General features: G+C 61.9%; 13 protein-coding genes and 1 pseudogene. 3 read left to right on the top strand and 11 right to left on the bottom strand.

The window, feature by feature from the left end; all coding sequences use genetic code 11:
- Window positions 1-14: 14 nt before the first annotated feature.
- From FFR93_RS32025 to cyoA, 6 genes are all read right to left on the bottom strand, one after another.
- Window positions 15-1,196: an acyltransferase gene (locus FFR93_RS32025; RefSeq protein WP_138396169.1), complete on the bottom strand. Its 1,182-nt coding sequence runs from the start codon at window positions 1,194-1,196 to the stop codon at window positions 15-17.
- Between the two features lie 127 nt (window positions 1,197-1,323).
- A complete protein-coding gene (locus FFR93_RS32020) occupies window positions 1,324-2,082 on the bottom strand; it encodes an SURF1 family protein (RefSeq protein ID WP_138396167.1) in 759 nt (252 codons plus the stop codon).
- A gap of 30 nt (window positions 2,083-2,112) precedes the next feature.
- The gene (gene cyoD / locus FFR93_RS32015; protein WP_064713269.1) at window positions 2,113-2,514 is read right to left on the bottom strand and encodes a cytochrome o ubiquinol oxidase subunit IV; all 402 of its coding nucleotides are present in this window, start codon (window positions 2,512-2,514) and stop codon (window positions 2,113-2,115) included.
- Window positions 2,511-3,131, bottom strand: coding sequence for a cytochrome o ubiquinol oxidase subunit III (cyoC, locus tag FFR93_RS32010; RefSeq protein ID WP_064707488.1), 621 nt, complete (start codon window positions 3,129-3,131; stop codon window positions 2,511-2,513). Before cyoC ends, cyoD begins: the two co-directional genes overlap by 4 nt.
- Window positions 3,132-3,136: 5 nt before the next feature.
- Entirely contained in the window at window positions 3,137-5,140 is a 2,004-nt protein-coding gene (gene cyoB / locus FFR93_RS32005; RefSeq protein ID WP_064713268.1) for a cytochrome o ubiquinol oxidase subunit I, read from the bottom strand.
- A gap of 42 nt (window positions 5,141-5,182) precedes the next feature.
- Window positions 5,183-6,334, bottom strand: a complete 1,152-nt coding sequence (gene cyoA / locus FFR93_RS32000) for a ubiquinol oxidase subunit II (RefSeq protein WP_138396166.1) — start codon at window positions 6,332-6,334, stop codon at window positions 5,183-5,185.
- A gap of 60 nt (window positions 6,335-6,394) precedes the next feature.
- Between cyoA and FFR93_RS31995 the strand changes: the two genes are divergently transcribed.
- From FFR93_RS31995 to FFR93_RS31985, 3 genes and pseudogenes are all read left to right on the top strand, one after another.
- Window positions 6,395-6,655, top strand: a complete 261-nt coding sequence (locus FFR93_RS31995; protein ID WP_138396164.1) for a hypothetical protein — start codon at window positions 6,395-6,397, stop codon at window positions 6,653-6,655.
- A gap of 54 nt (window positions 6,656-6,709) precedes the next feature.
- Entirely contained in the window at window positions 6,710-8,041 is a 1,332-nt protein-coding gene (locus FFR93_RS31990) for an MFS transporter (RefSeq protein ID WP_064707341.1), read from the top strand.
- A 117-nt stretch (window positions 8,042-8,158) separates the two neighbouring features.
- Window positions 8,159-8,413: pseudogene (locus FFR93_RS31985) on the top strand (hypothetical protein); the annotation flags it as partial.
- A gap of 107 nt (window positions 8,414-8,520) precedes the next feature.
- Here FFR93_RS31985 and FFR93_RS31980 read toward each other — a convergent pair.
- From FFR93_RS31980 to FFR93_RS31960, 5 genes are all read right to left on the bottom strand, one after another.
- Window positions 8,521-8,988 carry a cyclic nucleotide-binding domain-containing protein gene (locus tag FFR93_RS31980; protein ID WP_004679746.1) on the bottom strand — a complete coding sequence of 156 codons (468 nt, stop codon included), beginning with the start codon at window positions 8,986-8,988 and terminating at the stop codon, window positions 8,521-8,523.
- A 98-nt stretch (window positions 8,989-9,086) separates the two neighbouring features.
- Window positions 9,087-11,801, bottom strand: coding sequence for an ABC transporter ATP-binding protein (locus tag FFR93_RS31975; protein WP_064707340.1), 2,715 nt, complete (start codon window positions 11,799-11,801; stop codon window positions 9,087-9,089).
- 161 nt (window positions 11,802-11,962) lie between these two features.
- Window positions 11,963-13,144 carry a glycosyltransferase gene (locus FFR93_RS31970; RefSeq protein ID WP_246661387.1) on the bottom strand — a complete coding sequence of 394 codons (1,182 nt, stop codon included), beginning with the start codon at window positions 13,142-13,144 and terminating at the stop codon, window positions 11,963-11,965.
- Complete coding sequence (locus tag FFR93_RS31965) at window positions 13,126-14,373, bottom strand: glycosyltransferase (protein ID WP_138396161.1); 1,248 nt, start codon at window positions 14,371-14,373, stop codon at window positions 13,126-13,128. Before FFR93_RS31965 ends, FFR93_RS31970 begins: the two co-directional genes overlap by 19 nt.
- A gap of 9 nt (window positions 14,374-14,382) precedes the next feature.
- Complete coding sequence (locus FFR93_RS31960; protein WP_138396159.1) at window positions 14,383-15,591, bottom strand: glycosyltransferase family protein; 1,209 nt, start codon at window positions 15,589-15,591, stop codon at window positions 14,383-14,385.
- Window positions 15,592-15,615: the final 24 nt, after the last annotated feature.

Genomic DNA, 15,615 nt, shown 5'->3' with positions numbered 1-15,615 from the left:
AGCCGGACCGGCGCTCAGGCGCGAAGCTTCTCGTCGCCTTTATCCTCGATGACCGTGCGGCCGGCTCCCTCTCCGACTTCTGAGGTCGTCGAGATTTCTTGTGCCAGAATTGCGCTGCTCAGAAGGCGCTTTTCGGCCTCTTGCAGATCGAGGATCGCCTGTTCGATCTTCTCAGCCGGAATTTCGCCCGAGCGCCACCGATGATGCCGCCACCACCCGACGAGCAGGCGTCGGCTCGGGACTTCTACCGTTTCATGTATGAACCATGCTCCTGCTGCCGCAACGCCAAGCGCCGCCACAATGATCGCCGGTTCCGGTATCAGTCCATCGAAAGCGCGGCGCGCAAGGAACATGATCGGAACGTGGAATAGATAGAGCGAAAAGCTGACCGCCCCTAAAAACCGCATGGGCGCAGCCGCCAAAACATGTGCTGCGATGGGCGGTTGCCGAGCGACGAGTGCCACGATTACGGCTGCGGCGACCGCGCTTTGCAGCCCCCAGAACTCAGGAGAAAAATGCGGCAAGACGTGTCTGTAAGTGAAGAACACCGCCAGAAGGAACAGCGCGAAAGCTCCCGTGAGGGCGGATGGCGTCCATTTATCCCAGTAGGAATGCATCGCCCCGGCAAGTGCGCCGAAAAGAAAGTAAGGGAGCTTGGAAAGAAGCAGTATTCCTGGCCCCGGCAGTTCAAGCAGGCCATCCACCACGACCAGCACCGCCAAGCCCACGATCACGCCGTCATAACGGTGCGGGCGCGCCAAGCAGAGCCATAGGATGGGGAAGAGGAGATAGAACTGAATTTCTGGTGGAATTGACCAGAAAACGCCACTCGAGCCCAGAAGAAAGACATGGCGCACAAAGTCGATGCTGCCGGTGATCGGCTGAATGAAGCCTAGATCCTGGACGCCGGAAAGCATCGCCACGAGCAGGACAGCGGCCAGATAGACCGGATAGATGCGGGCAAAGCGGCTAACAAGAAAATCCAGGACGGCTTCTCTGGTCACCGGCCGTGAGCCGTAGAGGTGGGCCATCAGAAAGCCGCTGAGGGCAAAGAACAAGCCGACGGCTTCGCTGCCCATAGTGATGAAATGCAAGGCTGTATTTGGAAAGACAAGCCCGATATGGGCTTGCACGACCAGAAGCGCGGCGATACCGCGCAGACCATCGAGACTGGGGATGTAATCCGGCCGGCTCATGTGCAGCTTTTATATGTTCTGTCCGGGCAAGCAGTATCGGAGATCACTTTACAAGAACTTAATCCGGGCCGCGCAACTGCTTGGCGGAGCGCTCCCGGTCACTGCAAGGCGAGGCTGGGTGCCTTGGTTACTCCTGGCGGCCTCTGCCGATCTCGCCGCGAACGACAAATACCAGCAATGCCAGCACCATCACCGCCAGCCCGTACCAGGTGATCGCATAGACGAGATGATTGTTGGGGAAATGGATGACCGTCAGGCCGCCGACAGGCAGACCGCCGGGATTGGCAGCGGCGTCGGCATCGATGAAATAGGGCGCGACCGCGCCGAGGCCGCGCTTTTGCGCGATCGCTGCGACATCGCGCGAATACCAGCGGTCCGAGGCTAGGTCGTTTGATTGGAGCAGCGATCCCTTCGGTTCCGTCATCCGCAGCAGCCCGGTGATCTCGATCGGGCCTGACACCTGACCATCACGGCGGGAAGCGGGATCGCGCCTGTCCGTCGGCACGAAGCCACGATTGACGAGGATATCAGTGCCGTCGGCGAGCGTCAGCGGCGTCATCACCCAATAACCCGGACCGAGCACGGTCGAGGCATAGACCAGCGTTTCCTTGTCGTTTGCCAGCATTCCCTCGACGGTCACCCGGCGATATTCGTCGTCGCGGGTGTTGACCTTGTCCCAGTCGGCGCGCGCCGGGGCCGGCACGGCGGCTGCGTGCACTCGCTGGTCGACGCGGGCGATGAGATCGCGCTTCCAGCCCAGCCGCTGAACCTGCCAGGTGCCGAGACCAAAGAGGATGGCGGCAAGCAGCGTCAGGCAGATGGCGAAGAGGGCGCGTTTTGCCCGAAAATGCCGTCTTTCCGATTTTTCCGTCGAGGCTTCGCTCATGGGCTTAGGGCGCGCTCGGCCGCCCCTTCGTTACGGCATGTTCTTCATCATCTCTGGGCTCATCGGCATCATGTTGGTGTTGAGATGATGCATGACCCAGAGGGAGCCGGAGAGTGCGATGGCGACGATGACGATGGTGAAGATCAGCGCCATCATCGTCCAGCCGCCTTCGCTTCGGGGATTCATGTGCAGGAAGAAGACCATATGGACGACGATCTGGATCGCGCCGAGGCCCATCACCAGCACCGCTGTCAGCGTCGGGCTTTCGAACACGCCTGCCATAACGAGCCAGAAAGGAATGGCGGTCAGGATGACGGAGAGCACGAAGCCCGCCATATAGCTGCGGAACGTGCCGTGGCCGGCCTGGTGGCCGTGGCTGTGACCGTGATGGGCCTCGTGGGCATCTTCATGGGCGGGTGCTTGCGAACTCATCCGAGAACTCCGAGCAGATAGACGAAGGAAAAGACGCCGATCCAGACGACGTCGAGGAAGTGCCAGAACATCGAAAGGCACATCAGGCGGCGGCGGTTGGCCTCGATCAGCCCGTGCATCGACACCTGCACCATCAGCGTAATCAGCCAGATGATGCCGAAGGTGACGTGCAGGCCGTGGGTGCCGACGAGCGTGAAGAAGGAGGAGAGGAAGGCGCTGCGCGTCGGCCCGGCACCCTCGTGGATCAGGTGGATGAACTCGTAAAGTTCCAACCCGATGAAGGCCGCGCCGAAAACGCCGGTGACGGCGAGCCAGAACAGCGTTTCCGCCTTGGCGTTCCGCTCCATCTGCAGCATGGCGAAGCCATAGGTGATCGACGAGAAGAGCAGCATCGAAGTGTTGAGGGCGACGATCGGCAGATCGAAGAGATCGGCCGGCGACGGGCCGGCGGCATAGTTGCGGCCGACGACGCCGTGCGTGGCAAACAGCACGGCGAAGATCAGGCAGTCGCTCATCAGGTAGAGCCAGAAGCCGAGATTGGTGCTGTTCTCCGGATGATGGTCTTCCGTCAGATAGAATTCAGGCTTTTCGGCCGTGTCGATGGTTTTATCGCTCATGGTCATTACACCTGCTCGGCAAGCAGCACCGTGCGCTTGCCTTCCGTTTCGGTCACCTTATCGGCGGGAATGTAGAAGTCCCGCTTGTAGTTGAACGTATGGCCGATCGCCACCACGAGCAGCGCGACGGCGGAGACGACGACCAGCCACCACATGTACCAGATCAGACCGAAGGCGAGGGCGACGCTGATCGCCGACAGAATGGCGCCGGTGCCGGTATTTTTCGGCATGTGGATCGGCTTGAAGCCGCCGAGCGGGCGTTCGTAGCCGCGCCTTTTCATGTCGTACCAGCTGTCATGATCGTGGACGACGGGTGTGAAGGCGAAGTTGTAGTCCGGCGGCGGCGAGGAGGTCGACCATTCCAGCGTCCGCCCGTCCCAGGGATCGCCACTGTCATCGCGCAATTCCTCGCGCTTCATGAAACTGACGACGATCTGGATCAGGAAGGTGGCGATGCCGAGCGCGATGAGGCCGACGCCGAAGGCGGCGATGACGAACCAGATCTGCAGCGACGGGTCCTCGAACTGGCTCATGCGGCGGGTGACGCCCATCAGGCCGAGCACGTAGAGCGGCATGAAGGCGAACCAGAAGCCGATCTGCCAAAACCAGAAGCTGGTCTTGCCCCAGAAGGGATCGAGCTTGAAGCCGAAGGCCTTCGGGAACCAGTAGTTCACGCCGGCGAACATGCCGAAGAGAACGCCGCCGATGATGACATTGTGGAAATGGGCGATGAGGAACAGCGAATTGTGCAGCACAAAGTCGGCCGGCGGCACTGCGAGCATGACGCCGGTCATGCCGCCGATGACGAATGTCACCATGAAGCCGACCGTCCACAGCATCGGCACCTCGTAACGGATACGGCCGCGATACATGGTGAAGAGCCAGTTGAAGATCTTCGCTCCCGTGGGGATGGAGATGATCATCGTGGTGATGCCGAAGAAGGAGTTTACGCTGGCGCCCGATCCCATCGTGAAGAAGTGGTGCAACCAGACAATGTAGGACAGGATCATGATGACGCAGGTCGCATAGACCATCGAGGCGTAGCCGAAAAGGCGTTTTCCCGAGAAGGTGGCGACGACTTCCGAGAAGATGCCGAAGGCCGGCAGCACAAGGATATAGACCTCCGGATGGCCCCAGATCCAGATGAGGTTGATGTACATCATCGGATTGCCGCCGAGGTCGTTGGTAAAGAAATTCGTCCCGGCATAGCGGTCGAGCGACAGAAGGGCGAGCGTTGCCGTCAGGATCGGGAAGGAGGCGACGATCAGCACGTTGGTGCAGAGCGCCGTCCAGGTGAAGACCGGCATCTTCATGAAGGTCATGCCGGGGGCGCGCATCTTGACGATGGTGGCGATCAGGTTGATGCCGGATAGCGTCGTTCCCACACCTGCCACCTGCAGGCCCCAGATATAATAGTCGACGCCCACGCCCGGACTGTAGGCGGCGCCCGATAGCGGCGGATAGGCGAGCCAGCCGGTCTGGGCGAATTCGCCGATGAACAGCGACAGCATGATGATGACCGCGCCGGCGGTCGTCATCCAGAAGGAAAAGTTGTTGAGGAAGGGGAAGGAGACGTCGCGCGCCCCGATCTGCAGCGGCACCACGAAGTTCATCAGACCGGTGACGAAGGGCATCGCCACGAAGAAGATCATGATCACGCCGTGGGCGGTGAAGATCTGGTCGTAATGGTGCGGCGGCAGGTAGCCCTCCGAACCGTTGAAGGCGATTGCCTGCTGGACGCGCATCAGGATCGCGTCGGAAAAGCCGCGCAACAGCATGATGACGGCCAGAATCACATACATGATGCCGATCTTCTTGTGATCGACACTGCAGATCCAGTCGCGCCAGAGCGGACCCCAGAACTTGAAATAGGTGATGGCGCCGAGAACGGCGAGACCGCCAATGACGACGCCTATGAAGGTCACGACCAGGATCGGATCGTGATAGGGAATGGCGTCTAGTGTCAACCGGCCGAAGATGAACTTCAGGAGGTCAGGATTGGAAAACATGGAACAACCCGTTCATTATGTCTTGCGACGCAAAGCGCCAGGTTAATTGTTGTTGTTGAGCTGCGCCGGCGCCGGATCGGTGCCGTTGGCCGAGCCGGGCATGGAATGGCCCTCATGCTGCATGTCGTGCTGCATGCTGCCGTCACCTGAGTTACGCGGCGGCTCGGCCTTTGCCGGAACGCCCGTTGCCGGCACGGTTGCGCCCGGCTGGACGACGCCTTCGCCGGCGTGGCGGTTGTCATATTGCAGCTTCTCGCGATTCTCCGCGCTTTCCTTGCCGGCGCCGCCCATCATGTCGATGTGCATCATCTCGTTCATGCACATTTTGCCCGGCGTGGCGCACAAATTGAGGATGGCCTTGTAGAGGTCGGCGTCGGCGCTGGCATAGTAGCGCACCGGCTCCTTCTCGCTCGGCTTTTCGAGCTTCAGATAGGCGTCACGGTTGAGCATCGTGCCCTGCTGCTTCACCTGTCCCACCCAGCCGTCGAAGCCCTCTTTGGTAAGGCCATGGAACTTGAAGCGCATATGCGAGAAGCCGGCGCCGCTGTAATTGGCGGAGAAGCCCTCATATTCGCCTTCCCGGTTGATGACGGCGTGCAGCTTCGTCTCCATGCCGGGCATGGCGTAGATCTGGCCGGCAAGGGCGGGGATGTAGAAGGAGTTCATCACCGAGGATGCGGTGATCTTGAAATTGATCGGCGTGTCGACGGGGGCTGCCATCTCATTGACCGTGGCAATGCCGAGCTCGGGATAGAAGAACAGCCATTTCCAGTCGAGCGCTACAACTTCGACGGTCAGCGGCTTGGCATCGGCCGGGATGGCGCGCTCCGCATCGAGCCGGTCGAGCGGGCGGTAGGGATCGAGCTTATGCGTGGAAATCCAGGTGACGGCGCCGAGCGCAATGATGATCGCCAGCGGCGCCGCCCAGATGACGATTTCGAGGCGGGTCGAATGATGCCATTCCGGCGCGTAGGTGGCGGCCGTGTTGGAGCGGCGGTAGCGCCAGGCGAAGAGCAGCGTCAGGAAGATCACCGGGACGATGATCAAAAGCATCAGCACCGTCGAGATGACGATGAGATCGCGCTGTTGCAGGGCGATGTCGCCGGATGGCGCCATGACCACCATGTTGCATCCTGCCAGGAAAAGCAGCGGCAAGACGGATAGAAGGCGGGAAAACTTCACGAGTTTTTGCACGTCTCTAAGCTCTTGTTGTTTCGTTTTATCCGCGACTAAAGCACTGAACCCGATAGCGACATGAGGCGGAAAGTCGCAGTGCAGCAAAGATGCCGCAGTGCGGCAGAAATCATGTTGCGCTACCGCTTTGAAATCCGGATGAAATCAAGAAGGATTTTTTGCACGCGCATGTCCCCTCAATATATCCGCGAGAGCCGTCCCGGCCAGCTTTTGCACGGGAAAATCACGGCAGGGATCACGCAATTTGCCCATTCGGGCTCTATTTACGCCGCGATGATGAACTATTTGCATCTTATAGACTTGATAAGCTTGCAGGTTTGATCAAGATCAGGTTGAGGCGCCGTGCCGGAAGCGCCTTAACGAGGGAGGCGTTTCATGGCCACAGCATCGCATTACGGACCGTCGTCATCGTCGCTGGAACGCGACGCGCGGCGCATTCACGACGACAAACCGGTTTCCCCGGGCAGCATCGCCATCGGCGTGGTGATCGGTCGCATGTCGGAATTCTTCGATTTCTTCGTCTATGGCCTCGCCTCGGTGCTGGTCTTTCCGCAGCTCGTCTTTCCCTTTGCGCCGGACAGGCTGACGGCGACCCTCTATTCCTTCGCCATCTTCTCGCTCGCCTTTCTCGCCCGCCCCGTCGGTTCCGTCGTCTTCATGACGATCGACCGGATGTACGGGCGCGGCACGAAGCTGACGATCGCGCTCTTCCTGCTCGGCGGCTCCACGGCTTCGATTGCTTTCCTGCCGGGTTACGCGGAGATCGGCGCCTGGTCGATCGCCCTGCTGGCGCTCTTCCGTCTCGGCCAGGGTTTCGCGCTCGGCGGCGCCTGGGACGGCCTGGCATCGCTGCTGGCGCTCAACGCGCCGCCCAATCACCGCGGCTGGTATGCGATGATCCCGCAGCTCGGCGCGCCGATCGGCTTTGCGCTGGCAAGCACGCTCTTCGGTTATTTCGTCGCCAATCTTTCCAGCGAGGATTTCCTCTCCTGGGGCTGGCGCTACCCCTTCTTCGTCGCCTTCGCGATCAACGTCGTGGCGCTGTTTGCGCGTCTGCGCCTGGTCATGACCAAGGAGTTCGGCACACTCCTGGAGCAGCATGAGCTCGAGGCAGCACCGATCCTCGAGGTGCTGCGCGTTCACGGCCGCGACATCCTGATCGGCGCCTTCGTACCGCTCGCCAGTTTCGCCATGTTCCACCTGGTCACGATCTTCCCGCTCGGCTGGATGAGCCTTTACGGCAACCAGCCGATCGGCACCTTCATGGTGGTGCAGGTGATCGGCGCCATGGTCGGCGTCCTCGCCATCATCGCCTCCGGCCTGATCGCCGACCGCATTGGGCGCCGTGCCCAGCTTGCCATCTGCGCCGTCATCATCGCCGTCTTCAGCTTCATCGGGCCGATCCTGATCGCATCGGGCAATAACGGCCACGACGCATTCGTCATCATCGGCTTCGGCGTGCTCGGCCTGTCTTTCGGCCAGGCGACAGGCTCGATCTCGTCGCGCTTCGGCCGCGGCTACCGCTATACCGGTGCCGCCTTCACCTCAGACCTTGCCTGGCTGGTCGGCGCCGGCTTCGCGCCGCTGGTGGCGCTCAGCCTCTCCAGCCGCTTCGGCCTGACCTTCGTCGGCTACTACCTGCTGTCCGGCGCCGTCTGCACCCTGGCAGCGCTCGCCTTCAGCAAGGCACTGGAACAGCGGGAATAGTTGAACACTCGGGCCTGCGCCAAGGACGCAGCCCCTTTGGCTGCCGCCACCTTCTCCCCGCGCGCGGGGAGAAGGGACATGCCGCACCGTCTCCGTCCCTCAATCTTTCGCGAGGGCCGGCAGGCACGGGTGTCCAAGCGCATGGATACCCTGGTTTCTAACCTCAGGATGTCGGCATCTCACAGCTCGATGTCGATGCGGCTGAACGTTCCTGAGAGGGCATCGCGTCCGGATCGGGCCGCAGCTCTGCGCCGCATCCACGGGGCGGCGGAATATGACAAGTAGTTCCGCGAACAGGTCAGGGAAGCGACTCGGGAAGCCGACGATCCCGACGCCGTCTGGATTCCGCATGAACTCGTCGAGGAGAGATGACGCAGCGGCTTAAGGCTGAAGGTAACCGAGGCTCATCTTGCGTAAAAGAAAAGATGAGTGGAGATACTCCGTCTCCTGCACGTCGCCCAGCAATGGCCGCCGAAATCTTACTGCGCCATCTGCGGCTGCTTGGCCGCCCGCGCCGCGGTCAGCTCCGCCGTCGTGTGGTTCAGGCGGTCGGCGAGCACGCGCATGATTTCCACGGCCATTTCCGGGAAGTCGCTGAGCAGCTTCAGGAAGTGCTCCTTGCTGATGCGCAGCACCTCGAGCGGCGAGGTGGCGCGCACCGTTGCCGTGCGCGAGACATCGCAGAGAATGGCGATTTCGCCGACAATGGAATTCAGCTCGACGTCGGCGACCTTGATCTCGCCTGCCGGCGAGGAGACGATGATATCGGCGCTGCCGGAAAGAATGACATAGGCGGCGTCGCCGACATCGCCCTGGTGGAAGAGATCCTGACCCGCCTTGTAGGTCATGCGGTCGGAGGTGAAGGCCAAAAGCTTGAGTTTCGCTGGCGCAATCCTCGAAAAGATCGGCACCCGGCGCAGCATTTCGACTTCGTCTCTCAACAGCATGAGCGTTTCAATCCCCTGACGCAGGGTTCTTGGAACCAGGCGCCTTCAATTCCGGGCGTTCCCCCGGGAACGCCTACCATCGCCGCCCCCATAGAATATTACGATAACAGTTCCTTGAACATACCGTTTTTCTCGGAAAGTTCCGGATAGTTTCCGGCTTCCGCCAGCCCACCGCGGTCGAAGAGCAGGATTCGGTCGAACATCTCGGCGAGCCGCGCATTCGAAAGCACCCAGATGATCGCCGGGCGCTGGCCTTCCTTGTGCAGGTCTTCGATGATGTTGCGGGTGATTTGATCCTGAACGCGCTGATCGAGTGCCGACAGCGGCCGGTTGAAGACGAAATAATCCGAGCGCTTCAGAAGCGCGCGGGCAAGGTTCAGCTTCTGTCGCTGCACCATGGTCAGCCGCTTGCCGCCGGAGCCGACGTCGAATTCGAGACCGATGGACAGGACATCGTCATATAGGTCGAGCGCGTCGAAGAGCTCGCCCATGATGGCGCGGATGCGGTCGGAGGCATCGGCCTGCTGATAGGCTATGCGGCCGAAGAGCACATTGTCCATCAGGCTGGCCGACGGCGTGAAGCGCTCGGCGTCGTAGCGCTCGATCAGCTCGGCGAGATCGGCAGGGATATGCGCGTGGAACTGCTTGCGCGCGCTAACGATCTTGTCCATCAGCTCATTGGTCAGCAGGCCGAAGCGGTGGCGCGGCTCGATATAGGCGAAGCTCAGCCGGATGATGGCGGAGCGCTCCTCGGGTGTGGCGTCCTCGAAGCGGCGGCTCTGGAGCTTCTGCAAGAGAGCCTGATAGGTCGGAATGTCGTCCGCCGTCATGAAGGTCAGCTGCTGGAAGAAAGGGTGGTCCGGTGGCAGGTCGTGGAAGAGTTCGACGGCGTTCTCGGCGATCTCAAGGCCCATGGCGTAGAGATCGGTGCTGAGGCCCGTCTCGCGGAAGAGCTGCTGGAAATAGGGATGGGCGGCAAGCCGGCGGTTGGTCATCAGCGGCCGCTTCATCGTTCCGAAGAGCAGGTTCTCACCGACCGTCGCCTGGGCGTTGTAGGCGTCGAAGTCGAAAGGCACGACGATGCCGTCGAGACCCTCGTCGCGCAGCCGGTCGCGCAGCGAGGCGCGCAGCGCCACGACGTGGTCGCTGACCGCTACGTGCACGTCGGTATTGACGTTCGAGCGCAGCGCCAGGTCGAGGATATCCTGTGAAATCTGGACGGCGTCGAGCACCGGCCGGATCGCTTTCAGGAGATCATCCGGCCCGTTGGCGCCGGCCGCCTTGTAATCCACCCAATCGCTGTTGAGGTCGAGCGTCGGGTTGCCGGCCTTCACCGCCTCGGCGGAGTGCCATTTGTATTCCTGCGCTTCCTTCTCGTCGTAGACGGCGTCGATCATCGGCGCGTGCTTGAGGCCGTAGAGCAGATTGCTGGCAAGCGTGCCATGGAAGAAGAAGGTGTCGGCCGAGGCATAAGAGATGCGGCGGCCGGTAATCGATTCCGGCAGCTCGAGCAGGTCGCGTCCGTCGATGGTGATGCGGCCGGAGTCAGGCCAGATCATCCGGCCGAGCGCCTCGGCGAAGGCTTCGGCGCCGCTGCCGTTGGGACCGACGATCGCAACCGTTTCGTTCGGCTTGATTTCGACGGAGACGTGGTCGACGAGACGGGCGCCGCTGTCGTCGGAGAGTGTCAGGTTGGTGACGACGAGCGCGCTGGTCAGTGTGCCTACGGGTGCGGTCGCCAATTCCTGGATGCGGCTGTCGATCAAGGGCTCCACATTGAACTGCTCGTAGACCTGCTGGTATTTCACCTGCACGTCCTGGCGCATCTGGTCCCAGTCGATCAGTTCCTTGAGCGGCCCGGGCAGGTCCTTGTAGGCCGATATGACGGCGACGAGCTGGCCGATGTCGAGCCGGCCCTGCAGCGCGAGATAACCGCCGATCGCGTAGAACAGGAAGGGTGTGACCTGGGCAAGGAAGTTGTTGATGAACTTCACCAGGAACTTCCATTGATAAAGGTCATAACGGATTGAGAAGATGCGGCCGAGCCGCCAGGCGATATCGGCGCGTTCGAGGTTCGATGTGTCGTTGCCGTGGATCGTGCCTATGCCCTCGACGATTTCGCCGACGCGGCCGGAAAGCTCACGCGCCGTCAGCTGCCGCTGGCGGCCGAGCTCCAGCAGGCGCTTGCGCATGCGGGGAATAACGACCGCCTGGACGCCGACGATGCCGGCGGCGATCATGCCGAGCCAGAAATTCTGCACGATGATGAAGGCGAGCGCGGTGATCGCCTGGCCGCCGAGCAGGGCGGGCGAGACGAAGGCGTCGCCGGTGAAGCCGCCCATCGGCTCCACCTCGTCCTTGATCATCGTGGCGATCTCGGCCGATTTCACCCGCTTGAAATGGGCAGGCGGGAAGCGCAGCACCCGGTCGATCAGCTCGAAGCGGATGCGGCGCAGCATGCGTTCGCCGAGCCGCCCCTTATAGGTGTTGATGTAGAATTTGAAGAGACCGTTCAGCACCACCAGTGCCAGGAACACCAGGCTGAGGGCCATCAGCATCTGGAAACGGTTGAGCTCCACCCCTTGAAAAAATTCGACATGGCCGATCAGCGGAATGTCATAGGCGATGTGCATGAATTTCTGGGTTGCGCCCGGTCCCTCGAAACCATCACCCTGGATCGGTCCGTTGACGATCTGCTTCGGCAGGTCGAAGGACAGGAAATAGGGGATCATCGAGGCCGCGACGACGGCCAGGATCCACAGCTGCTGCAGCCGCGTGTTCTTCCAGATGTAGCGGGCGAGGCTCTTTTCCATGGCTAACCGTCAGCTTGCTGGGAAATTCCGAAGGCGCGATCCGGACGCGGGGACGGGAGGAATTGTTGAGAACAGGACCATGCAGCCGGACCGCCGTTATCGCAATGAAAACAAGGCGAAGGGACCGGCTGCAGAAAGGCCGATTCTCGCCGGAACTCTGCTTATATCACAGGATTTTTGAATTGGGCGAGCGATTCGGCAATCATGGAGCGAATGATGGCGGCCGTTTTCTCCGCCCCGTCGAGATCGAGCGGGACCGGCCCTTGTCGAGGGGCCGCGAGCGCCCTTTCAACCGCCTCTTTCACATGGACGGAGGTCAGCCCTTCTTCCGGCAGGATATCGGCAAGACCAAGGGCCTGCAGCCGTTCGGCGCGCACCGTCTGTTCGGTCTCGCCGCCGGCGACGAAGGGGATGAGGATCGCCCGGCACTTGGTGCGCAGAAGGTCGCCGACGGTGTTGTAGCCGGCCTGCGAGATCGACACCCTGGCTCCCCGCAAGAGCGAAGGAAAGTCCTTGCGGAAGCGCGCAAGCGTCACGTTTGGAGGCATGTTTCGCGACAGTGCGGCGAAATCGTCTTCCGGCAGATTGGGGCCAGAGATCAGCAGCCAGCGAAGATCGCCCGGCAGGAGAGCTGCCGCCTCTTTCGCCGCGCCGATCAGCTCGGCGCCGACCGCGCCGCCGCCGGCCGAAGCGATGATGTCGAAGGTCTCCGCCGGGTCTGGCGCCGGCGGCGGAGCGACTAGGCCGGTATAGCGTAGCCTGTCGGCAATCTCCGCCGTCAGCGGAAAAGTATCCTCGAGCCTGACGAAGGCGGGGTCGCCGTGAACGAGAACGACGTCGAAATGATCCTTGACCAGGGCGACTGTTTCGGCGTCGCGGCCGGCCTTGCGGTTTTCCTGCAGGATGTCGCGCACTGAACTTGCGAGCTTCGGCCGTGGTTCGGCCTTCTCGATTGCCGCAAGCAAGGGCAGGAGTTCGAAGCGCATCTGCCGTCGGCCAAAGGGGAAGGCCTCGATGATGACGATATCGGGTCTTGCGGCACGGAAGGCGTCGAGCAGCAATTGCCGGCGGGCAGCGAGAAATTCCTCGCCGGCCGGCCGGCCATCGGCATCGGCGAGGCCGGAGAAACCTGCATTGCTGGCGACGACCGCCGGCAAGGCCACTGTTTTGACACCCTCGCCGGGAAAGCCCGGCACGGGCAGGCCGCCGGTCACGACGGTGACATCGAAACCGTCCTTGACAAGAGCGTTGGCGATGCGGCTGGCGCGGGCGATGTGGCCTATGCCGAGCAGGTGCTGGACGTAGAAGAAGATGCGCGGTGCCGTCATGACGCCCTCTGCCATTCGGCCTCGAACAGGCCGGTGAGCTGTCTGATGCTGGAATGATAGTCGAAATTCTCGCGCACCCGTCTCTCGGCAGCGTCACCGAGGCGCTGGCGCAGCGCCGGGTCTCGGATCGCCGCCTCCAGGGCTTTCGCAAGCATCGCCGGATCCTCCGGCGGCACGACGAGGCCGTTTTCGCCATCCGTCAGCAGTTCCGGCACACCGGACACGGCGGTCGAGACGCAGATGAGGCGCTGGCTCGAGGCCTCGACCAACACGTTCGGCAAGCCGTCGCGGTCGCCGTTGGCGGCGATGCGGCAGGCCAGCGCGAAGAGATCGGCGCGGCGGTAGTGATCGAGCACGTCTTCCTGGGCCATGGCGCCCTTCCAGACGACGCGGCCGGAGAGGCCGAGTTCGGTGGCTAGCGCCTTCAGTCTGGCAAGCTCGTCGCCGCCGCCGATATGCTCCATGCGCCAATGCAGGTCGGCGGGCAGCAGCGCCAGCGCCCGCAACAAGACGTCGTAGCCCTTCTTCTCGACGGCGCGGCCGACGCTGAGGATGAAGGCCGGGTTGTCGGGGTCGCTCCCGGTGCGGGCGGAATGCGCACCGGAAAAATGGCCGAAGCGGGCGAGATCGAGGCCGTGATAGCTCAAGTACACGGCGTCCTTGCGCGATGTCAGCATGCGCATGTGCTCATAGCCGGTCCGGGTGCAGGTGACGGTCCAGCGGGCGCTCTTCAGCTTCTCGTTCAGCTCCCAGTCGGGAGACGTCCATATGTCCTTGGCATGCGCCGAACAGGTCCAGGGCGTGCCCGTCAGGATGCTCGTATATTCCGTTACCGAGGCCGGCGTATGGATGAAATGGGCATGCAGCCATTCGCCCCCATCCGGCCATTCGCGCGCCAGCACCAGGGCCTGGCCGAGGCGGCGGAAACGGTTGCGGGAGAGATCGCGCTTGAGGTCGGCCCAGAAGCGTTTCATCAGCACCTTGAAGCCAGGTTTACCCAAGCCGGCGGCCATGCCTTTCAGAACGCGGATCGGCTCCTCGTGCAGATATTCAGGCAGATAGACGACGCGCGCCTTGATCTCGTCATGCACGGGATGGCGCTTCTTGTCGGTCGGCCGGCGCATGGAAATCAGCGTCAGGTCGAAGCCGGCCCTTTCGAGGCCGAGCAGCTCCTGAGCGATAAAGGTTTCCGATAGGCGGGGATAGCCTTTCAGCACGACGAGCATCTTGCGGCGTGGTGGCAAGGCTGTGCCCTATTCCGCGCCGACGAGGGAAAGATGGCTGCCGCGGCCGTCGAGCCACCGGCCGACGGTCTGCGAGATGTGGTCCAGCCCTTCGAGATGCATGTTGCTGCCGCTTTTCGACGGCGGCAGGCGGAAAGGCAGGCGTTTCAGTGCCTCGGCTATGATCCTGGGATCGGCCGATTCTTCCGGCAGCAGCATGTCGACGAGGCCGAGCTCACTTGCCCGCTTCGCGCGCAGCAACTGTTCCTCGCGCGGCTTGACGCGCGGCACGATCAGAGCCGGCTTGTCGAAGGAGAGGATCTCGCAATAGGTGTTGTAGCCGCCCATGGCGACGACGCCGGTGGCGCCGGCGATCAGTTCCTCCATGTGATTGTCGAACTCGATCACCTCGATATAGGGAATGGCTTCACCCTTCTGCACCAGCTTGACGCGCTCGGCGGCCGGCATATAGGGACCGAGCACGACCAGCGCCTTTTGCGTCAGCATGGGGTCGGCCTCATAGGCGTTCATGACGTCATGGACGAGATCGGAACCGTCGCCGCCGCCGCCTGTCGTGACGAGCAGGTAATTGTCCTTGCGGGCGTTGACCGAGCTCTTGCCTTTTGAGACGCTGCGCTGCAGGAAACCGACGAAGTCCATCTTCCGGCGCAGGCTGGCCGGCACGTCGAGACCAATAAGCGGATCGTAGAAGTCAGGCGGACCGTAGACCCAGACGCTATCGTAGTACTGGTCGATCTTCTGCATGACGCTGTTCTTCTTCCACTCAGCCTCGAGCAGATGCGGCGCGTCCATGATCTCGCGCAGCCCAAGAACCAGTACTGTGCCGCGCGCCTTGAGATAGGCGAGCGTATCCTCGACCTCGCCCTTCAAACCCATCGGCTCCTTGTCGACGATGAAGATATCCGGCTGGAAGGTCTCGGCCGTGTGACGGATGCTCGATTCGCGCATCTTCAGCGTCTCGTGCAGGTCGATATGGCTGGCAAGCGATGTATATTCGCCGTTGCGCAGCTTGATGACACTGGGGATCTTCACAAAATCGACGCGGGCGCGGTAGTCGAAGGCGCCGGCGATCGTCGCACCCGAAATGATCAGGATATTGAGGCCGCGATAATCCTCGACCAGCGCATGGGCGATGGTGCGACAGCGCCTGAGATGGCCGAGGCCGAAGGTGTCGTGGCTGTACATGAGGATGCGAGCATCTTCGAGACGTCTGGCCATGGGTGTCCCCTCCGGGGTGAACAA

This window comes from Rhizobium sp. MHM7A (genome assembly GCF_005862215.1).
GTDB classification, from domain to species: Bacteria; Pseudomonadota; Alphaproteobacteria; order Rhizobiales; family Rhizobiaceae; genus Rhizobium; species Rhizobium bangladeshense.
Note: the sequence above shows the minus strand (reverse complement) of the source record. Positions and strands in the feature narration are given on the sequence as shown.